This is a genomic window from Legionella waltersii, assembly GCF_001468085.1.
Classification (GTDB): domain Bacteria; phylum Pseudomonadota; class Gammaproteobacteria; order Legionellales; family Legionellaceae; genus Legionella; species Legionella waltersii.
Genome location: NZ_LNZB01000038.1, coordinates 174582 through 195211, shown reverse-complemented (window position 1 = coordinate 195211; position 20630 = coordinate 174582). Strand labels below are relative to the sequence as shown.

Genomic DNA, 20630 nt, shown 5'->3' with positions numbered 1-20630 from the left:
TATGTATCTTTAGTATGGATATATTAAGCTAGCACCCAAAGCTACCAGGAATGCTCCAATCCACTGATATTGGGAAATCTTTTCACCAATAAAATAAGCAAATATTTGGGCAAATACCACTGAGGTATTACGAAGAGTAAGGGCTAGCCCAGCTTCAGCATGACGTAATCCAATTAAAAATAGTAAAAAAGATAATGCACTTATCATTCCGCCTATAGAAGTTATTTTCCAGTTGGATTTAAGTTGTTCTTTGAATATTTTCCTTTGTTTTTTCTTCATTAAAAGAAAAACACAGGGTAAAGCAATCCATAAAGCTGCAGAAAAGAGTGCAGCTGGGTTTGCACCATAGGCTAAAGACCGACCATAGCATAAATGATAACCAGCAATGCAGATGCCACATAGAACCGGAAATAATAATTGCCTTGATTGATCGGGGTTAAAAGTTTGGCTTGTAAGTATCAATCCAAAAAGAACAGAGGATACACCAATGGTATTAGATAAATTTATATTTTCACCAAGGAAGCATGCCGAAATAAACCAGACAATTACCATGGCGCTTCCTCGCATAATAATATAGGCTTTCCCAAGTGAAGACTGACTAAGACTGATAGCTAATGTGATTATGTAACCTCCTTCAAATAAACCAGAGGTTAGTGCCCATAAAAAGGAATCAGGTGTTTCAAACAATGGACCAGAGAAAAAAGGAATAAATAGAAGCGAAAATAGTGTTGCAAAACTCATAATTCCCAATACTTCGTAATAGGGTGTTGAATTGCGTTTGGCAAATGTATTCCATGCTGCATGGAGGATTGCGGATAAAATTATAAATACACCAGAACCCATTTCAGTTCATTTCGAGATAAATAATCGATTATTGTAACATTGGACCGACAGGCTATAACATAAATTTTTTAAAACCTAATAGAAGTTACAAAGTGATTTTAGAGCTTCAAGTTTTAAAAAAGATGCCCCAACGAGGGGCTTAATAGCTTGAAAAAATATATGCCTGTCTACCAAACTTTACCGAACAATAATCACTAATAAAAAGATCCCGTGCAAAAGCATCAAAATCAAAGTAGCAGATCAAACTATCCGGCATTTGATGGGCATAACAGTCATCAAATAACTGCCTGGCAAAATCAATCTCTGAATCATAACTACCCTGGTAATGTTCCTCCAACATAGTTTGTGCATCATCTACTGAATAATCACATAGAAGGGCTAAGCCTAGCTCTCCGTGTTCTTGAATAAATGAGGCATACTCCACAATATTGCTTATTCCTTCGTACTCATGGATTTTGATGCTGCCGAATCCTTCATAATCATGTATGGCGTATTCTTCAGCATTGGGTTCAGGGCTGTTATCCAACATTTCCCAGATTTCTTCCATGATGTCGTCTTCGCTTTGTGTGGCATCTATCCATACACCATGTAGAATGGCGTTGTTGTAAGAGGCTAAACAGGCGACGTAGATTGAAGGGGTGTCCATGAGATTATCTCCTTATGTAAATGGAGCAATCCCACACGGGAGCTTGCTCCCGTGGTAGGGTATGATTAAAACGGAATTTCTTCTGAATCCGGTTGCAACATTTCACGCATCTGAGCCATGTGTTGTTCTGCGGTTTTGTTACTGGATTCATCAGCTGATTTGGGTGGGCTGAGAAGCTGAATGTGGCTAACAATAATACTTAAAGCTTGACGCGCTTTGCCTTCATTATCAGTCCATTGATTGGAACGTAATTTACCTTCGAGGTAGACCTGCGAACCTTTCTTTAAATATTCAGCGACCTTTGTCAGCTTGCCAAAAAGCACCAGCTGATGCCATTCCACTCTGGTTTGCCATTCATCATTCTGTTTGAATGACTCATTAGTAGCCAAAGTGGCAGTGACAAAAGATTGTCCGTCTTTTCCGGCGATGCTTTTAGGATCAGCACCGAGATTACCTATTAATTGAACGCGATTTAAAGATGCGGTCATTTTATTCTCCTGTTATTGTTGGCGTGGATGGCATAACAGAAAAAGACCCGCATAGGCAGATGGTTTTCTGTTATGCGGATAAGGCTTTAATTACTTCAATTAACAAGCGATTCGTTGAGTATTGAACTGTTTGACAAAGGAGAGCAGTGATTCCAATTTGTTTAAACTTAGCTCTGCTTGCTGAATGTCATGGGTGTTAATTTGAAGTCGGTGGCGGCTTAAATCATTTACACAACAATTCAGCTCAAAGAGCAAATGTTCAATCTCAAGTTGTACTGGTTCCTGTTGTTGCATGGTATGCTCCTTAGGGGTAGGGAGGATTAGCCCCAAAAGGACTATTAATCCCAATTGGGTTATGCAAAAAAGATCACCGAAACATCGGTTGATTTACCTGGTTATTAATGATGACGTGCTTAAAGCACTCCTCGGGCGTAAAGCCTTAAAGATATCTCCTAATGGGTTTCCCTGCTAAACGCTTTGCCATGGAATTAGGGAACAAGATGGCATATCACAAGACCTAGGTTTCGTCAGAATTGCACTGACTCATCAGTTGTGTTGATTTCAGATTATCAAGCCAGTATGGGAAATCAAGAACTTTTTCCTGTTGATATTAAATGAACGTAATTGAATCATGATTAACTTTAATGTATTAGATATAAAATATTTATTCAGAGGAAATAATGAACCAACTTTACATATTAACTGGACCTCCAGGCAGCGGTAAAACATCAATTTTAGCTGAATTATCAAAGCGAGGTTTCCCCATTATTGATGAGCCTGCCAGGTTGGTTTTAGCACAGCAAAGGCTCATTGATGGAGATGGTGTTTATGACAAAAATCCCTTTTTGTTTAAAGAGTTGATGTTATCGCGGATGCTTTATGATTATGAGAGTGCTCCCAAACATGAGTTGGTATTTTTTGACAGAGGCCTTCCTGATCTGATTGCATATAGTAAATGCTTTAATTTAGATATCGGTTCTGAGCTAAAAGCTAGCCATGCTCATCGATATAATCCAACAGTGTTTTTTACTCCGGCATGGGAGAAGATTTATATCAACGATGCGGAGCGAAGACTTACTTTTGATGCGGCTCAGGTATTTGAAAATGACTTGAGACAGGCATATGCAGAACTGGGATATCAATTAATAGATATTCCTCTGTTGTCGGTTTCTGAGAGAGTGAATTTTATCTTGAATATTATTCAAAGTGTTTGAATAACAATTTATCATCCGGTTTTTTTTAATAATATCATGTTACGTATTACCTCCAACAAGGTCTCATTTTAACAAGGCCAATCGATACTTTCCAATTTCGTGAAAACCAAGGGCAAGGTATGCGCATATAGCGGAATTATCATTAGTGAACAAAATAGCTCTTTTAACTTGTTGTGTGGCTGCTTGCTTTAAACAGAGATACACGGCAACTCTGGCAAAACCTTTATTTCTTAAAGAGGGAGGGGTATAAACGGGACCGAGCTGTACAATATCAGGTAGATTGGCATTAAATCCACATAAGGAAACAGGAGTGTTATTTACAAACAAAACCCATCGATTTTGGCTAAGCTGTGTATCTTGAATTTCATCAATAATGGATTGTTCAAGTTTGGGGTTATTCGCATCGTCCCCAAGTGCTTCTATATGATAAGCGATAAGCCATTCTTTGATGACATCCATGTTACACTCTTGCATTGTTTTGAGTGTGTAGCTGTATGAATGAATAGCTTGAGGTATTGTCATTTTTTCAAGATTAAGGGAGAATAATTTTTCCTGATAATTAATAGCAAACAGTGCTGATTGTAAGCCCAGCTTTTCGATGACAAAATTGGCTTGAGAGTCTTCGCCCAGTATTCCAGCAATTGGTCTTGACCTTTTAAGTTTAAATTCATCTATTAATGATGATAATGCACAAAAATTTTCAGCTTGCATCATCACATTACCATTCCAATAATGAGCTAAAACGCCATTAAGCTGTTTGTTCTCAAAGGAGCCATAATATTCTCCGTGAAATGGTGCATCTTGGTAGGTAATTCCCGAGTGGTATAGATTATTCCTAATGAACATGGTCGTTTCTTGATAATGATTGAGATAGGATGACAATTCATCTACATGCAATTCGTCTAGTTTTTTTATCGCAATCATTTTTTCCTCGGTATGATGAATATTTTTAATACACTTTTAAGACCTATGTTAAGATAGCCCACTATTGAATATTATTAAATATAAAATCTTAGAATATGATTACCTTAGAGCCTCATAATCCTGCATGGAAAGCTGCATTTGAAATTGAAAAGGAACAGCTATTACAATTGGGTATCAAGAATATAACCCAAATTGAACATATTGGCAGTACAGCTATACCTGGCATTTATGCAAAACCAGTGATTGATATTTTAATTGGTGTTAAGTGTTTGAGTGAATTCACTTCCGAAGATATCCAAAAAATTGAATCATTGGGTTATCGATATAACCAGGTTTTTGAAACAGTTTTTCCACATCGGCGTTATTTCCAAAAAGACAATGAACAGGGTGAGCGAACGCATCAGATTCATTTGGTTACTTATCCATCTTCATGGTATGCGAAGCATCTGTTGTTTCGCGATTATTTGAGTCTTTACCCCAATATTGCCAAAGAATATGAAGCACTTAAGCTCAACTTGAGCAAAATCCATGACAATACGATTGATTATGCCAATGCCAAGAATGAATTTTGCCAGCTTATAGATAAGAAAGCCTTTTTACATTTTGGCTTTAATAAACCATTCATTGAAACCCCCCGCCTTATTGCATTTATTCCCCAAGTGGCTTTTCACGAAGACTATGCAATAATGCTTTCAAATCCTGAGTTTATTCAATGTTATGGTGTTTCATACAATGAGGATCAGGCTTTAAATCGTTTGGAATCGGATATGACGCATTACAACCAATATGGTTTTGCTCCCTGGATGTGGTATGACAAAGAAACCCACAACTACGTTGGGAGAGGGGGATTAAAGACTTTTATATTTGAGGGAAAAGAGGAAGTTGAGTTAACTTATCAAATAGCTCAAAGCTATTGGGGAAAAGGTTTAGCATTTGAAATAGGGCAAGCATCCTTGGAGTATGCCGAAGAGCACTTGGATTTGGCTAGCACTATTTGTTTTACCGCATACAATAATTATCCATCATTGCGCGTTATGGAAAAATTAGGTTTTAAATTTGAGTTTGATTTTGAGCATGCAGGTATTACGCACAAGTTTCATAGAAAATCTACAATAAAGAAACTATAGAGGGCTTAATGGATAAAATAAAAATTGACACAAATTTAGTCCAAAAGCTCATTGCCGAGCAATTTCCACAATGGAAATCACTACCAATACAGCCAGTTGCGCAAAGTGGTTGGGATAATCGAACGTTTCACTTAGGTGAAGAAATGGTGATTCGTTTGCCTAGTGATAAGGAGTATGAGCCACAGATTAATAAAGAATATCGATGGCTGCCATGGCTCTCCAAACAGCTTTCATTCCAGATTACACAACCTATTGCATTAGGAAAACCATCACCAGCTTATCCTTGGCATTGGAGTATCAATCGTTGGATTAAAGGGGAGTCTGCTTCAAGAGAGAATATTCATGATGTAAAATGTTTTGCAGAAGAATTAGGGAAAAGTTTAAAAGAATTTCAATCTGTAGATGCTATAGATGGGCCTTTGGCTGGCGCACATAATTTTTATCGGGGCAGTTCATTAAAGGCATATGATCATGAAATGCAACTTTCAATTCCTAAAATTAAAAACGTCCATGAACAAAGAGCTGCAGAATCTTTATGGAAACAGGCGCTTTCTTCTGAATGGCGTTTAAAGCCAGTATGGGTTCACGGAGACATTGCTGTTGGAAATATTTTAGTTCGTAGCGGAAGACTATGCGCTATTATTGATTTCGGCCAGCTTGCTGTAGGTGATCCTGCGTGTGATTTGGTAATAGCATGGAATTTTTTTTCCAGCGAAGAACGAGAAGTATTTAAAAATGCAGTTCAAGTGGATAATGATACCTGGATACGAGCTTTAGGATGGGCATTTTGGAAAACCTTATGTTGGCCAATTAAAGGTACTGATGTAAGAAGGGTTTTGCATGAAATTTATTCGGATTATGATACGATTAAATAACCCTGTCGGAAGTATTCAGTATTTAAAATGTGGGTATACAAATACAAACCAATCTTTTATCCAAGCTATATGAGTTATTCAATTATGAACATGAATATTGAGAGCAGATTTCATTTTAAACCAGTGAATAAAACACAAGAAGACCTTGTTCTTGACTGGATTAGTCAGCCACATATTAATGAATGGCTTCATGGTGATGGTTTAAGTAATACAATAAAAGATATTCATGAATTTTTGAATGATGGAGAATCTTGGGCTACTCATTGGATAGCATATGATCAGGAAATCCCTTTCGCTTATTTAATTACTTCTGAAATAGAGAAATCAGAAGAATATCCTGATGGTGCGGTTACATTAGATTTATTTATTTGCAGGTTGGATTATATTGGGAAGGGATTATCAGTACAGATGATACATGAATTTATCCTAAGTCAATTTTCTGATTCTAAAATCGTACTTATCGATCCTGAAATTTCAAATGAGCGAGCGGTCCATGTTTATAAAAAGGCTGGATTTAATATCATTGGGGAGTTTATAGCTTCATGGCATCCCGTACCGCATTATAAAATGCAATTGTGTATTGATGACTTAAAAAAGCAAAGATTGTCAGCCTAAGTAGATTTTTGTAATACTCAATCTCGAATGCCCAAGGGACTGGCTAATAATTTCCCTTGCGGTTCTATCCCAATATTTTTCAAGGGGATTCAGTTCTTTATATATTCTGCCTCCTTGAATTGGACAAATAAGTCCATTGCCCGTTTTGTCATAGGATTTTGTAATTTCATGATATCTTCGTTGAGCATAAGCATGGCGAAGGCCATGGCATTTGCTTAAGCCCATTTTTTCTATCACTTCATGATACTGAGCTAGATGATTTTTATAAGTCTTTTCTTTAGGAATGAGCGATTGTCCAGCAGGAACTTGCTTTGTAGCATTGAGTAGCCATAGTCGTTGTTGCTCATTCGTTAGTTTAATATCACGTCCTATTCCACCTTTTGTCCAACTGGGCTTTATAACCAATTTATTTCCTTGCCAGGCATCGCTTAGTACAATCTTCATGGATTCTTCACGACGGAGACCAAAAAGGGATTGAGCTTCCAAGGATAAACGGATCATCGGGTCTGAGCATTTGGAAAAATCAACGTTGTTGATTGCTTTATTATATTGAGGAATGTAATTACGTTTATTGATTTGATAGCTGTCGTTGCCTTGTTTAACCAGTTCTGGCTTGTTTAGCACTAAAGCTACTTTTCGTAATTTTGCCATGTAATTTTTTATTGTCGCAGGGTTTTTATTCTGGGCTTTCCAGAGATCAACCAGGATGTGAATGTGTTTTGGTTTTAATCCTTTTACGTGTGTGACCATGTAACCTAATTCGTGCAAGTCTTTAATGCATCGATTCAACATGTGTTTCATATCTGCTCGGCTGGCGTGGGAGTAGTTTTGGATTTTCTTAATACATTCATTGATTGAATACTGGGCATTTTTAAGTTTGGACTTACTCATTAAGATACCTCCATAATGAATCACGAGATTTGATGCCCATTTCGCTGTGAATAACCCAAAAGGCTTCGTATTTCCCCAACAGTGGTAAAAGATACTGAGCCATCTGTTTTGCGTAGAGATAGCGGTAGGCTTTGTTAATTGGTATGGCATGTTTTTTTAAAGTCTTTCGCCAGGCAATTTTGGTGTCTTCATAATCATTAAATTCAGCAATGGATTTACCGTGAGTCAGCTCTTTAATTTCATCGAGGATTGCTTTTTGCACTTCAAATCTGATAGGAATTGTTCTATCTAAGGAATTAAATGCAATGTTCCTGGTTATCCAGATGCTGTCATCTTGGATGTTAATTTCAGGTTTGATATAAATGGCCTCTTTAAAGGTCAGACCAAATTCTGTTTGTAATGCCATGATGAGACGTGGTATTGGATTGTCCCATGAGTGCCAGTGGTCGTGCTGGATTTTGAGTTTTCTTTTACGTTTCCTGTTGGTTTTACTAAGTTGTAAGGATTGATTGTCTATATTGGGAATAAGGCAATCAATGCTGGTTAGATAATGCCTGACTATAGTCATGTGATTCATAATCGTGCTGGCACGTATTTTACTCTTTTTCCAATGGGCTACCAGTTGATGAATATGGTGTGATTGGATTTTTTTCCAAGAGGAGGGTACCTCATCAATGGTATAGAGATCATCGATCATTTTACGAATGACATATGCCCGCTGTTTTTTGATTTTGTAGCTGCCTTGATTGCCGAGCTTTAAATATTGATTGGCAGTTTGTCTTAAGCTGTATTTTCTCATCATCCCATCCGATAAAAATTTATTTGCCCTGTCTTTGGTTTAGTGTTGAACGAGCGGCTCACTCAAAGATGAAACCTGGCCAAAGCCATAAAGCTCGAAGTAGGGGGCAAATCAATCGTTATAAGGCAAACGATCTCGCCGATTTACAACAGTTTTTGAGTGCTTATTTTCTCCTTGTTTTAATGATTAATAAAAACGACAAGACAATGGCTCTTGTCATACAAGTCCATGGTCAAATTGAAATAAATTGACTTAAACTCCCGAGGGAGTTGCCCTGCCGGATGACAGAGATTCCTAGATGGTTTTCCCTACTGAACGTCCAGCCACGGGGTTAGGGAATGAAGTGGCCTAGCATAAGACGTCGGTTGACGTTTCGCCGGGGTTTCACCAGCTCATCAGTTGTGCTTGATTCCAAATTAGCAAAGCGGTGCTTGCTTCGCAAGGGGTTTTGGAAAGAATTTTGTCCAATCCCGATTGGCGGGATCGGACAAAATGCTGAAATGTGTTGATTTTACGCGGTAAAATCAAGGTGATTTTTCTGCGTCACTGCTGGGAAATTTGCAGTGACGCAGAAATGCTATTTATCAAATTCAGTATCCTCTTCTAATGCTTCTTCAAGATTTATTTTGGTAAAATATTGTATTGCATAAATCACATTCACTAATAATGAAAAAAATAACCAAAAGAATAGTATTTTTCCAATTAATTTAATGCAAAAGTAAGGGATGTGTAAGCTATTAAATACTACTAGCAGTGTTAGTAGTATTGTACTTGTGAAACAGATGTAACCTAATAATAATGAGATAAATGATTTTCTGGAATGATTGATCTTTATTTTGTGCCCATTTTTATAGCAATGATAGATAACTGGTATTACTACTGAACTAAATAATTTATTACCCCATATTTTTTCAGATAGATGTTTTGATTTTAAGTTTGAAAAGCTAATCAACGCTGCAAATGAAAAAGCTGAAATAAAAGTCAGTACTGTATAACCAGAGTTTACAAGTTTATCCGTGTCGGATGTTCCAAAAATAGTCAATATGAGTGTCATCATCAAGGGAATAATAAAATGATAGGCTAATTTAGGATATCCTTCTGTATAAAATACATAATCAAGATATGGTTTAATCAAAAATTTTAAGCTTCTCATTGGTAAGTACCTCGTGGAGAACTTTTTGTACTACTTTCGGTATTACGTGGGTATAATTTACATCGATTACATTTTCATCAAATTCTAATATTTCCTTATGGAAAAAATATTCTTGTAATATCCCTTCTGGTGTCGTTTGATTGGAAAGTTCATATTCATTAGTTTTTGTTGTACCCGATAGATCTACTGTGACTTTTAGTCGATCATACTCTAACTTCTTTGTTCTCACCACTGTAGCTAAACCTTTTAACTGTTCATCTGGGGTGAGGTCTATTTTCTTTGGTGGAGTTAAAACAAGTTCACTTTTTCCTGTATATACAAAGGGTGATTCATCTTGATTTTGGTTTACAGGATGATTTCGTGTGAGTTTTATACCTATAACTTTACCGGATTTTAAAATTTCTTCGAGAGTTTCACCTTTTAATGCTAGTACTTCTACCTGGGGATGTACTGATATTTTTCGTTCATCTCTTTGATACTCAGTAGTCCAATCTCTTAAGATGGCATTTAATCCTTTTTGGATTTGATTCGGGTATATGTATGGGCGAGCTTCTAATGCTACAAAAAGATGAGATGATTTTGTTATTTTACTTCCAATAACTTTCATGATTATGTGAGAAACTAGGCGGACTCCTTCATAATCCTGTTGTTCAATTTTTCGCTCTGAATTTGTATTGAAATTATACAAATCATTTGCGTGTATATTTCTATTTGCATAGAAGAAAAGGCAAGCTGAGACTGTTTTTTGCTCATCGATAAACTGAAAATCATTAAATTTAATAAGAACGTTTTCTAGTGAATGAGTTAATTGAGTTGAATTTAAGTAATTTAAAAGATTTTCGATAGTGTATTTTTTTTTAAAATCAATATCATTTTTTAGCAACGAATCAAAAAATGTACGCTTATTTCGTTTTTTTTCCTCATCTGTAAGTTCGGGATCATTTTGAACAAAACGACCTGTTAAAGACAATTTAAGTTCAAAAATGTAAAATTGCGTTTCGTTATTTTTAAGCCCCATTGCTCATCTCCCGATAGGCCTTTTTTTAATCCATGAATGTCAAATTTGAGACATATAAACAATTTTCTGATTATAGCATTAAATACAATGTCATGTTACGTTGGGGGAGATTTGCACGTATGTGAGTCTAATATGAAAGGGATTCTAATTTCCAAACTTCATTTCCATTTACCAGAATATATGCCTGTCCTTTAGGCAAAGAGATAATATCATCGACCCAATCATAGGCACTAAAAAAGTCTGAACCCGATCCTCCTTAGTCGTATTAAAATATACTCCTTCACAAAAATAAATATTTATTGCTCACTTGGTTGAAAATAATGACTCTAATAATGGCTTTAGAAACGCTTCTTCTGATCTAATATATTTTATACACGGGATCATTTTTTCTTCGATAATTTCACGACCTTTTCGTATTTCAGCCTCATCAGTAGAAACCTCGCCTAACATACGATGTATGTTAAATTCAGTCCATGCCAATACACAATGCCCTAGCCACCCCATGAATGCTTGATGAGAAGATGTTACCCATGTTTTAGAAATATGTTGATTGTATGTGGTGATTAGTTTCTGCAAGAAAGGAACATTTGCCTTTTGATATAAAATAATACCACTCCATTCCAACCCATATCCGATTATTTCCAGCATAGGATTCATCAAACCGGCACTTTCCCAGTCAATAATATGTGGTTTATTTTGATTATCCCAAAGCACATTTTGAATGTGCATGTCTCTATGTGTAATAACAGATTCTTGTTTTAGAGCTGGGATTGCCTGAAAATAGGCTTGATTCCAATCTGAAATTACTGGCAATAGCGCCATCAAATCAGAGTGTTTGGAGCGCTCAATAAGTTTTACCCAATGCGGGTCTTCAAAATAATCGTACTGAGCTTCATCTATTTCAGCGTGATGAATATCTGCGGTATGAATTAACGAGTACAACTCGCCGATCGAACGTGCATGCTCAAGCGTTAACTTATACTCATCAAGTAAATGACCGTCGATATATGGATAGATTATGTAATGATCTTTAGCGATGTTAGTAACATACTCATCATTAAAAGATAAAGCATTCACCGCAGGTATTGCATTTTTAGCCATTTTATTGGCAATCTGTTCGGAGCACTCATACGACTTTTTAAAATGACTTTTATCGGTAATATGCGGATTTAATCGTTTAATTGCAAAGATACCTTTGCTTGTTTCTATTTTAATCATGGTATGTAAAGCACCGCCTTTAAGTAATTCAGGCTGTGTTTTTAACTCACCAAGTTGTAGCTTATCTACCAATGGTTGCATATTCATACTATTCTTCAATCAGGTTGATACAATTTGTTATCAAGTTGGTGACTTTATCAATCGAAAAATTGGGGCAATATCGAGGATACTTTCTATTCAAACCACCGGAATTTTTTTCTAATAATTGCAGGTTATATTGGAGCATATCCACTATATCAAATTTGTCCTTATCCCACTTGTTTTCTTGATGAACGCCAAAACCACCATCAAAAAGCAACCCGTTTGGTAATCTAATTAATACATGCCAACATTCATCAGAATTTTTTACCATGATAAAGGCAATATTTACTTTTTCAGTAAATTTTTGATTCCAAATTGTATAAAAAACATTAGCAAAAGGTCCACATGGGCCTGAGTTTATTGCCGGTTCCCCAAAATTTTCACCAGCAATTTTGACAAAGCCATATAGGTTATTTATTTGTTCTGATAGTTCATTTAACAGAATTAAAGTTTTATTTTCGTCCATATGATAATTCATGGCAATAGCCCAATTAAACGCATAGGCGCTTCGGTCGCTTGTCTAACTTTCAGTGGGAAGGCCATGACAAAACTACCTATAGATGGTAATTGCTCACTAATTGCAATGTTTTCCACGATGTATCGTCCTGAACCTAACAAGATGCGATGCACAGGATAACCATCATCTGGTCTATCAGGCGATAAGGTATCTATACCTAAACCCATAATATCCCGTGATACCAGCAAAGTGGCTGTTTCAGCCGAGATAGAGGGAAACTTATGGTTGTTACGATATTGAGTGGGGTTGTCCCAGAAGCGTGACCAGCCCGTTTTGATGATGACAAATGAATCAGGAGGAATAAGGTCATGTGTTTTTTCAAAATCAGCGATATCTTGGGGTGTCAGGCTGTAAAGTTCATGTGCCTTTTGGGATACATCAATAACTACACAAGGAGCGACTAATTGATCCAGCGGGATTTGATCTATAGAGAGGCCATTAGGGCAGCAGTGCGAGGGGGCATCCATATGCGTTCCCATTCCGGCTGGCATCGTGAAATGTTGGACGCGAAATGGAGTTTCACTAGTACAGTCCGCGTAATCCAATACTATTGATGACGTAAAACCACAGTTTTTTTCCCAGGCAGGACTGTTTGCATCTAAAGTATGGGTTAATTCGACGAGCTGAAATGGAAATTTCATTTGGTCATTTCACCTTTTTAGTAAACCATAATATCAAATCATCATCCAAACAAACCATTTTTCCTGGCTCAACTGGTTTATAGTCATAAGTGACCCCCAGTCCATCAGGAATATAGCCGCGTTTGATGTAAAGCCGTTGCGCTTGTCCATATCCCCCATCTTGTCCGACATATAAACCAACGCCAAGACCTACACGATCATGCTGACTTGCTGCTTTTTCTTCAGCGGTTGTTAGTAAAGTAGTTCCTATTCCAAATTTGCGAAAGGAAGGCAATACATTTAAGTCCATAATTTCTGGGATTTGTTTATGAGCAAGGGGTTCATAGAGTGATGTCCACTTTAAAGTAACATAGCCGGCAATTTGGTCTTTAAAATAGGCCAACCACACCATTCGCTCAGCGTCTTGCTGTTCTTGGTAATACTTTTCAAATAATGAGGCCGGCTTTTGCCAATTTGCTTTTTGAAAAGCATCGACCAGGCAGGGTATATCGGATAACTCCAGTGCTTTAATAACAATTGCTTGTTGGTTTATTGCTAGAGGTTCAAGCTGTTTCATCATATACGCCATATTCCACTCATATCCGGCGGGTTTTAAATCAAAAAGAGCTTTAAAACCAACCGATTGGTAGAACAGATACGTTTTAAGATAATTCTCTTCTGATTCAGAAGGGCTTAGCGTTTCAACAGTTATAGTTTTAGCATCTTGTGTTATAGCAAAATGACAAGCTTCATCTATTAATTGTTTTCCAACACCTTGACGGTGAAAATCACGTCTCACGGCCATCCAATAAATATTGGCATTATTAGGATAAGGAAAATCAATTGAAATGAGACCAATATAGTTATCATCCTTTTTCGCAGCGAAATTTATACGTTTTGTAACACCTATAGCGTAATGCTCATTTGCTTCGGGTAATCCGAAGTACTCCGGTAACTCCGCTGTAATTTTTTGACACAAGGCTTTAGCTAGTTCACCCGTTATTTTTTCAATTTGAATCATAGCATTTTCCCTGCCGCACTGTTTATGAGCATTCCATTCAGATGATTTGATGGATACGGAGTTGATTTATCTTTCTGAATTTCTTTATAAAATGTATGCATTTTTTCTGCAATAGGGGCATTTTTAGAAAGGATTTCATTTATTTTATCGGGCAATTTAATTGAAAGTTTATTTGCTAAGTAATCACTTAAAGTCTTGTCCCAATGTTCCTTTCCCGCATAAGTTGTTAGGACACCATGTAGCAAATTGACTGAATAACTACATCTATCATAATGTTCATGGTCTTTTACAAAATTATGTTCGGTCATTGATAAATCGAATTGCTTTGATAGTGCCAAACCAAAATCACTGAGGTAAATGTCATCTTCATCAGCTAAAATGTTATGAAAATGAGCATCCATATGAAGAAAACCATTTTCCTGCATAAATTTTAAAACCCTTCCAAATGATTTATTCAATTTTTCCAGATGGTTAATTGAATCTAATTCAGCGACACTTGATGACAAAACTTCTTTTAAATGTTGGTGTAAATTTCTCGGGAAATGCTCAAGAAATAATAAAACACTAGCGTTGGAACTATTCAGACCATGTACACGTTCTTTGATACTTTCGTTGTTTTCCCAATAAGCAAAATATTTTTCTGTAGATTCCCAATAGGAACGATCTGTTTTACTTGAAGAGTTAGGGATAATGCGCCAGCTATACAGAATTGGGAAATTGAGGCATTTACCACTGATCACCCAGTTGGTTGTCATGATGTGTGCTGCAAGCTCACGCCAAGCGCTAAAACCTGCTGAGCCTATACCATATTGATAGCACATTGGTAATTTAAAAATATTAGCCGTTGACATGAAGTTATCTGGCTTGAGTTCAAGTTCAGTAATTGGAACCCTTTTTACAAAAACCGGGATATTTTTTATATCTATTCCAACAGAAGTTCCTCCAATACCAGCATGCATCTCATTTCCGGTAGACAGTACTTGTTGTAATTGTTGGTTGCTCATACATGCTAATGTGTTAGAGACAATAATATATTTTTCAGTTCGCTTTGATTCAGTATTCATTCTTGTGCATTTCTGGTTATACCCTTAGAACTAAATCTTCATTAGGTGATTAGAATATAGTGCTTTGAATAAATTGTATCATATAGTGCGATTGAAGTAGGTGCTGAATATTGGCAATAATGTATTAGTCTATTTTTTGCAACTTATAGGTAGAGGAATTCGAATTTTGTATAGTTCTCCACCATTTACTATCATAAAAGCCTGTCCTTTAGGTAAAGAAATAATATCATCCACTCCAATCATCGGCACAGAAGATGTTTGTACTCTGTCTTCATTAGTCGTATTAAAATAAACTCCATCATCCCCATGTGGTGTGTCGTTAACCATAGAAACTTGGGTATGCCCGACAACACCTACTTGCGGCAGCACTTTAACCAATAGATTTGCCGTTTCCTCATTTTTAACTCTAAGCATTATCAAGGTATTAAAATTTCCCTCAGATACCTCAGCTTTTGCCCTGGAGCCAAGTGCCACCTCCATATCCTGAATAGTTTGGGCATAAGCAGTAACCTGAAACCCAGCTCCACCAGCTTTGTTGAGAATTTTCACGAAAGAATCCTGGATAATCTCTGATAGCTCATCACAATGCAGATTCAAGGTATAACGAGCATTGGGTTCTTTATAGATTTTGCCAGCAGTGGAAACAAGATCTGATAAGAAAGCCTTACCTACGGCCTGGGCGATATTAGGATTTGTCAGACTATCTAAGCCAATATAAAGTACCTTTTTATTTTTAATGACATCCATCAGTTCAATATCTCCTGGTTCAATTTTGGATGACAGAACTTTAGAAGCATTACTTTTATTAATTTCAGATAACACAGGACCGACACTGGCTGTGATTTTGTCATAGTAGTGTTTATCCATAATAGCTGCATCATAAAGGTCTATCAGGATTTGGTCGTGTAGAGCTTCGACATTGTTGCTTTTAATGGTTTTATTGATGTGGTCTTTGACATATTGAATGACTGCCTGATGGCGTTCCATAGGGGATTTGGTTTTATTGTTTTTACCAATTTTGCTGTCATGCTCCTCTATAATAGCTTCAATCTCTTGATGATAGTTGGGATAGTGATTGGGTAAAATGGTGTCGGCGTATGTCATCAATAGTTGATCTAATCGACTGATATAAAAGGCAATAGATTGATAGGTAATGGGTTGTTTCATTTCCTCAAGGCATATAGCCACAATGTTGACGTACTTCCAAGCAAAGGCTGCAAATTGTTTCCCTTCTCCTTCTGCGGATATTGCATCAGTAATTCGTGTAGCTACTTCACTAATTTGATCGTAGTTCTTGAGAGGGTTGTACCGTGCCGATTGATTTGCAAAGCCTAAGTGAACGATTTTGAATTCTTCTTTTCCTCCTGATACTTCACAGGCAGCCATCATGTCTCTAACCAATTCCTGGTCGCCTTTAGGGTCTACAACGATAACTGCGTCACCGTTTCGAATGTCTTGGTTAATCAGAATGCTGGCTAATCTAGTTTTGCCGACTCTAGTGGTGCCAACCACAAAAGTATGACCTACACGTACATCTTGAGGAATGTAAATGGGTTTATCTTCTTCTCCAACTCCATGCAGAAAGGGACTTCCTCCAACAGGAGGATCGGGTCTAAATAGATTTAACTTAGAACGCTTGTTAAACCACTTTGCTAATCGGGTGTGTTCATGGTTTTGGCAGAATTGTCTAGCCAGTTGATAGCAATAATCTCTTTGCATAAATTTTTCATTTTTGACTTGCTTGATCTGATGCAGCTTTTGGGTATGGCTTGGTCGCCATCGAAAGCCTTTGCCCAAGAATAACCAGTTTTTCGATAAAGGAATTTCTTTAGTGGATAGGGCATAGGTAGGCATGGCTAAAAGTCTGCGGTGATATCGCTTAACCTTTATTGTTTGCCATGCTCTATAGAGTCCAGGGATTAATAGGGCAATCGCTGCATACAGGCTCATAGTTTGGGTAAGCAAGAACAGATGCGGTTGGCTATAAGCAAGTAGAGCTAAGGACATACAGGTAATTGCTGACCAGGCTTCTGTTGGTTCTCTTAACAGGTTATTAATTGGATAAGTACTCATAGCATTCTCCAAATCATCATCGCATCAATAAACAAGAAAATAGCGAGTAGATACCAACGAACTTTCAGAGCTGTATTGAGTTGTTCCGAGGTGAGTTGATCATTAATACTCATGATCAACTTTGGCCATAACAAAACCAAAACCAGATAAAGTAGTCCATGTAAGCCCAGAAACAACGGCTGTATATTGGCGAATGTATGTTGCCAACGGGTGAGAAGATTTGTATTGATAATCCAAGGAGCAATTATCAATAAACCAATGATTGGTAAAATGGCTTGAATCAGTACTATAATGGACGAACGGATGTAATGTTTAATCATAGGGATAGCTCCAAATGAGAAAGGTATTTCGTTTGTTGGCAGTGGTTCTTGATGCCATTGTCGGAGTGGCAGAGGATAAACCTGCCAAACGCTATATGTCTGTTTATGAGGCTCAAGATAAGCTTGATAATGGCTTGATCACTATTCGTGAGTACAATGAAGCTTTTGAGCGTAAGGATGTGCTTTAACAAGTTCATCAAAGTCCTTTTGAAATAATTTTTATGCCTGTCTTGGCTACATGCATACCGGATTGAGCCATGCTTTCACTATTCCTATCCGCACCATTAACCAAATCCATAAGACCAGCCCCAGCGTCACCGCCAAAATGACTTGATAATCTCAGCAACAAAACAGGTGCTACGAAGTAGAACATCACAGCCATATTCTTCATGGCCGAAATCGCATCGTTTTCACCTAATGGGTCTAGCACAGAGCGTTCAAGAAAACCTTCCAGGTGCCAGAGATATTGCAGAAAAATTGCCATCAAAAATAGTGCACACAAACTACCCAACGCTCTTGGACTATAGCAACTTAAGGACAATACCATTGGCGTTAAAATGATTAAAAAGAACATAAAAAACGCTTGCATCACAGGCAGGGTTTGCATGATTGCTTCTCTTTTCAATGGAGTGGATGTCCAGGATTTGGTCCATTGTCCGACATTGACCAGGCTATGAGTAATGGCAGATGCGACCTTTCCATTGTTATTGTTCATGAGGTTTTGCATTGAACTTGTCTGCATGTCTTTGCTTTCTTGCAAGAGCATCTTGGCAATAAAATCTTCTGCGCTGATGTCTGCTTTCCATGCTTTGGGGTGTTTCACTTTATACTGACGAACCCTATCCAGCATGGCATAGTAGTTTAGGTGTTTATTAAAAACACTAGCCTGATTAGAGACTTCAACCAGGTCAGTTTTGATTTTATTCCACCATTGCTGACAGCTGGGATAACCATCTTCTGGCAGTTGTTCGGGTGGGATATCGCCACGATTAGCCGCTTTTTCAAGATTGCGATTAGGAGCTTGATGAAAGGTAAAGCCTGGGACGGGTTGGCGAGCATGAAGCTTAGTGTAATACATCTTTTGCAGGATTTTAGAACCCATCCAGTTTAAATCATCTTCACCGCCATAGCGTTTGAGCATGGGATCTAATTCACTGGCTTCATGCTTTTCACTGTTGAATTGCGTTCTCGCTTCAATAAAACATTGTTTATGAAAATCCAATGCCTGTTTGCGAACGCTCTGGGGTAGATAGGTTGATACCAGATCGCCTTGAATGGACTGTAAGCTATCGGTGCACCCCGTTACTTTCATGAGACTGTAAGTAAAGCTTGACATGAAATTCTGGATAATGGCAAAGCCTATAGGAATTTTGACCTGGTTAGTCAGTAGATCCGCAAATGCTTCATCATAAGTTGTGCCGCTGTCGCCAATGACCGCAGTTGTTGGGTTCTTCAGTCCACATAAGGGTTTAAATTGTAAGGCTTTAGTTTCCAACGGTACACAAGGATAGACAAATAAGCTGCATATCAGAAAAGTGACTGCCAATTCATAAAGAAAATTATTTAAAGCATGTTCAACCGCATAGAACGCACCCGCTGGATTGAGCACGTTTTTAAGAAAGCGATAACCAATGGCCAAAAAGCCAAGGTACAACAGCCCTGTTTGCCACAGGGCATTGAATAGAACCTCATACTGTTGCCAGCCTAGATAGGTGGTATAGAGGGATAAAGGATTAAAGACAATCATGATTAAGCTCCTTTATTTTCTTTGACATAGATAGCTCCATTTTTTACTGCTGGCTGTTCATGATCCTGGCCTGGGATATTTTGGTTTTGTGCTTGGTGTCGAATGTCCATGATGGTTCCTAAAGTCTCATTCATCATTTTTTTGCGGACATCGTTTTCAAAGGACAAAGAATGTATGTCATCATCCAGTTTTTTCAGGGCAAATAAGACCATGTTCATAGCAGGTTTTAAATTCTGAACTTCTTGCACTTGCAATCCTGCCTGTAAAATACGACGCATCATTAAGGCTTTATCCAACATGTTTTGGACAGCAATTTCCTCAGCTAATTTCGAGACTGTAAGCATCTGTTCTTCACGGGGCAAATGTTGAATTGTGATAATCACTTCATCAGTAATCAGTAAATTGGAGGCACTGACTTTATGCAGATTTTCTTCGGTCAGTGTCCATGTACCATTGACTAAATTCCATAAGGCTTTGGCAATGTTCTGACTACAGGTATTAGCATTCGCACAGCTCTGCAATAAGGCTGACAAGCCTATCCCTGCCTTAGCATCGTGATTTTGTTTGTTTTCACTGCTGCTGACTTGAATATCACCCAAAACCTTAACTGCCCAATTGGCTGCATCAGTGGGCGTTGGCCAGCTTAGAGTCATAGGAATTTTGGTACTTGGTTTCTCCAAGGAATTTAAAGGTTTTCTCTCCAAAAGAATGTTGTACCCAGCAATGACTACATCATTAATCACCTTAATGGGACGTTGGAATTTACCGCCAGCATTGCCTTTATCGCTGCCTATCCAGGGAAGACCGTATTCATCTCGTTTTTGGGCAATACTTTTTGACGTTTCGGTCACATCGACGTTTTCCTTCTTAGCTCGTTTGGCAGCATCGAGCCATCCCTGACTATCCGAGACTGATAACATGCCTTCCATAGGAGATTGGTTTTGTTCCAGTGCTTGTTTAACTTCCTGACAATCTTTAACTTTGAGAGAAAATTCATTTTGCGCGCTAGAGGCAGCATTTTGTAGAACATTGTATAAAGCAGGCATGGACTGCTGTAGCTTATAAAGCGGAAATCCTGCGACAGAGCCTTTCAAATTATCAATTACGCCGCCAGGGATATTTAATGCTGATTTCTTTAAATCCTGAAAAGTATTGGTAATGGATACCACAGGATTAAAACCACTACAGGAAAAGCCCATACGACCATCTATATCTGCACCAATAACCAGTGTTTGATCTTTATTGACTGGTGGAATAAATAAATTGGATGTTCCTCCTAATTCGTAATAGTAATCAGATTGGCTGGGCATAAAGCCGCCAGCATGGATCAGTGAAGGTATTAGTAAGATAAGCAGTAGTGATTTTTTCATGGCATC

Annotated in this window: 24 protein-coding genes; 6 read left to right on the top strand and 18 right to left on the bottom strand. The window is 37.7% G+C overall.

The features are described from left to right. Nucleotides 1-9 precede the first annotated feature (9 nt). The 4 genes from Lwal_RS08575 to Lwal_RS08560 form a co-directional block, all read right to left on the bottom strand. Complete coding sequence (locus Lwal_RS08575; RefSeq protein WP_027270659.1) at nucleotides 10-843, bottom strand: EamA family transporter; 834 nt, start codon at nucleotides 841-843, stop codon at nucleotides 10-12. 139 nt (nucleotides 844-982) lie between these two features. Then, nucleotides 983-1489 carry an antirestriction protein ArdA gene (locus Lwal_RS08570; RefSeq protein WP_027270660.1) on the bottom strand — a complete coding sequence of 169 codons (507 nt, stop codon included), beginning with the start codon at nucleotides 1487-1489 and terminating at the stop codon, nucleotides 983-985. 65 nt (nucleotides 1490-1554) lie between these two features. Further along, nucleotides 1555-1977 (bottom strand): single-stranded DNA-binding protein, encoded by a 423-nt coding sequence (locus tag Lwal_RS08565; RefSeq protein ID WP_027270661.1) that lies wholly within the window; start codon nucleotides 1975-1977, stop codon nucleotides 1555-1557. A gap of 99 nt (nucleotides 1978-2076) precedes the next feature. After that, entirely contained in the window at nucleotides 2077-2271 is a 195-nt protein-coding gene (locus Lwal_RS08560; RefSeq protein ID WP_027270662.1) for a hypothetical protein, read from the bottom strand. Between the two features lie 386 nt (nucleotides 2272-2657). Between Lwal_RS08560 and Lwal_RS08555 the strand changes: the two genes are divergently transcribed. Continuing rightward, nucleotides 2658-3191 (top strand): AAA family ATPase, encoded by a 534-nt coding sequence (locus Lwal_RS08555; protein ID WP_035905921.1) that lies wholly within the window; start codon nucleotides 2658-2660, stop codon nucleotides 3189-3191. Between the two features lie 63 nt (nucleotides 3192-3254). Here Lwal_RS08555 and Lwal_RS08550 read toward each other — a convergent pair whose 3' ends face one another. Next, entirely contained in the window at nucleotides 3255-4115 is an 861-nt protein-coding gene (locus tag Lwal_RS08550) for a GNAT family N-acetyltransferase (protein WP_058480383.1), read from the bottom strand. 95 nt (nucleotides 4116-4210) lie between these two features. Here Lwal_RS08550 and Lwal_RS17080 point away from each other — a divergent pair, with 95 nt between their 5' ends. From Lwal_RS17080 to Lwal_RS08535, 3 genes are all read left to right on the top strand, one after another. Continuing rightward, nucleotides 4211-5242, top strand: coding sequence for a bifunctional GrpB family protein/GNAT family N-acetyltransferase (locus Lwal_RS17080; protein WP_058480382.1), 1032 nt, complete (start codon nucleotides 4211-4213; stop codon nucleotides 5240-5242). An 8-nt stretch (nucleotides 5243-5250) separates the two neighbouring features. Beyond that, nucleotides 5251-6117 (top strand): aminoglycoside phosphotransferase family protein, encoded by an 867-nt coding sequence (locus Lwal_RS08540; protein WP_027270666.1) that lies wholly within the window; start codon nucleotides 5251-5253, stop codon nucleotides 6115-6117. Between the two features lie 84 nt (nucleotides 6118-6201). After that, on the top strand, nucleotides 6202-6732 hold the full coding sequence (locus Lwal_RS08535) for a GNAT family N-acetyltransferase (RefSeq protein ID WP_027270667.1): 531 nt from the start codon (nucleotides 6202-6204) through the stop codon (nucleotides 6730-6732). On the opposite strand, the gene Lwal_RS08530 is transcribed toward Lwal_RS08535, so the two are convergent. Next, nucleotides 6724-7623 (bottom strand): phage integrase N-terminal domain-containing protein, encoded by a 900-nt coding sequence (locus Lwal_RS08530; protein WP_058480381.1) that lies wholly within the window; start codon nucleotides 7621-7623, stop codon nucleotides 6724-6726. The two genes, Lwal_RS08535 and Lwal_RS08530, sit on opposite strands and share 9 nt — an antisense overlap. Beyond that, a complete protein-coding gene (locus Lwal_RS08525) occupies nucleotides 7616-8422 on the bottom strand; it encodes a phage integrase N-terminal domain-containing protein (RefSeq protein WP_027270669.1) in 807 nt (268 codons plus the stop codon). Before Lwal_RS08525 ends, Lwal_RS08530 begins: the two co-directional genes overlap by 8 nt. 68 nt (nucleotides 8423-8490) lie before the next feature. Between Lwal_RS08525 and Lwal_RS17925 the strand changes: the two genes are divergently transcribed. Next, nucleotides 8491-8673: a hypothetical protein gene (locus tag Lwal_RS17925; RefSeq protein WP_027270670.1), complete on the top strand. Its 183-nt coding sequence runs from the start codon at nucleotides 8491-8493 to the stop codon at nucleotides 8671-8673. 326 nt (nucleotides 8674-8999) lie between these two features. Here the strand turns inward: Lwal_RS17925 and Lwal_RS08515 are convergent, their stop codons facing one another. The 9 genes from Lwal_RS08515 to Lwal_RS08475 form a co-directional block, all read right to left on the bottom strand. After that, on the bottom strand, nucleotides 9000-9575 hold the full coding sequence (locus tag Lwal_RS08515) for a hypothetical protein (protein ID WP_027270671.1): 576 nt from the start codon (nucleotides 9573-9575) through the stop codon (nucleotides 9000-9002). Continuing rightward, nucleotides 9550-10593 carry a hypothetical protein gene (locus tag Lwal_RS08510; protein WP_027270672.1) on the bottom strand — a complete coding sequence of 348 codons (1044 nt, stop codon included), beginning with the start codon at nucleotides 10591-10593 and terminating at the stop codon, nucleotides 9550-9552. The genes Lwal_RS08515 and Lwal_RS08510 overlap by 26 nt, the downstream gene beginning before the upstream one ends. Before the next feature lie 303 nt (nucleotides 10594-10896). Beyond that, entirely contained in the window at nucleotides 10897-11898 is a 1002-nt protein-coding gene (locus tag Lwal_RS08505) for a phosphotransferase (RefSeq protein WP_027270673.1), read from the bottom strand. Between the two features lies 1 nt (nucleotide 11899). Next, nucleotides 11900-12358, bottom strand: coding sequence for a hypothetical protein (locus tag Lwal_RS08500; RefSeq protein ID WP_035905939.1), 459 nt, complete (start codon nucleotides 12356-12358; stop codon nucleotides 11900-11902). Between the two features lie 8 nt (nucleotides 12359-12366). After that, entirely contained in the window at nucleotides 12367-13050 is a 684-nt protein-coding gene (locus tag Lwal_RS08495; RefSeq protein ID WP_027270675.1) for a cyclase family protein, read from the bottom strand. Nucleotides 13051-13054: 4 nt separating this feature from the next. Continuing rightward, nucleotides 13055-14050: a GNAT family N-acetyltransferase gene (locus Lwal_RS17075; protein WP_080334603.1), complete on the bottom strand. Its 996-nt coding sequence runs from the start codon at nucleotides 14048-14050 to the stop codon at nucleotides 13055-13057. Next, entirely contained in the window at nucleotides 14047-15114 is a 1068-nt protein-coding gene (locus tag Lwal_RS08485) for a protein kinase family protein (RefSeq protein WP_058480380.1), read from the bottom strand. Before Lwal_RS08485 ends, Lwal_RS17075 begins: the two co-directional genes overlap by 4 nt. Before the next feature lie 129 nt (nucleotides 15115-15243). Then, entirely contained in the window at nucleotides 15244-17187 is a 1944-nt protein-coding gene (traD, locus tag Lwal_RS08480; protein ID WP_058480379.1) for a type IV conjugative transfer system coupling protein TraD, read from the bottom strand. After that, nucleotides 17184-17507, bottom strand: coding sequence for a hypothetical protein (locus Lwal_RS08475; RefSeq protein ID WP_058480378.1), 324 nt, complete (start codon nucleotides 17505-17507; stop codon nucleotides 17184-17186). Before Lwal_RS08475 ends, traD begins: the two co-directional genes overlap by 4 nt. Nucleotides 17508-17521: 14 nt before the next feature. Here Lwal_RS08475 and Lwal_RS17640 point away from each other — a divergent pair, with 14 nt between their 5' ends. Continuing rightward, nucleotides 17522-17695 carry a hypothetical protein gene (locus Lwal_RS17640; RefSeq protein WP_095197566.1) on the top strand — a complete coding sequence of 58 codons (174 nt, stop codon included), beginning with the start codon at nucleotides 17522-17524 and terminating at the stop codon, nucleotides 17693-17695. A gap of 8 nt (nucleotides 17696-17703) precedes the next feature. Here the strand turns inward: Lwal_RS17640 and Lwal_RS08470 are convergent, their stop codons facing one another. Then, on the bottom strand, nucleotides 17704-19254 hold the full coding sequence (locus Lwal_RS08470; protein ID WP_058480377.1) for a conjugal transfer protein TraG N-terminal domain-containing protein: 1551 nt from the start codon (nucleotides 19252-19254) through the stop codon (nucleotides 17704-17706). 2 nt (nucleotides 19255-19256) lie between these two features. Then, nucleotides 19257-20624 (bottom strand): integrating conjugative element protein, encoded by a 1368-nt coding sequence (locus tag Lwal_RS08465; protein WP_058480376.1) that lies wholly within the window; start codon nucleotides 20622-20624, stop codon nucleotides 19257-19259. Between the last annotated feature and the right edge of the window lie 6 nt (nucleotides 20625-20630).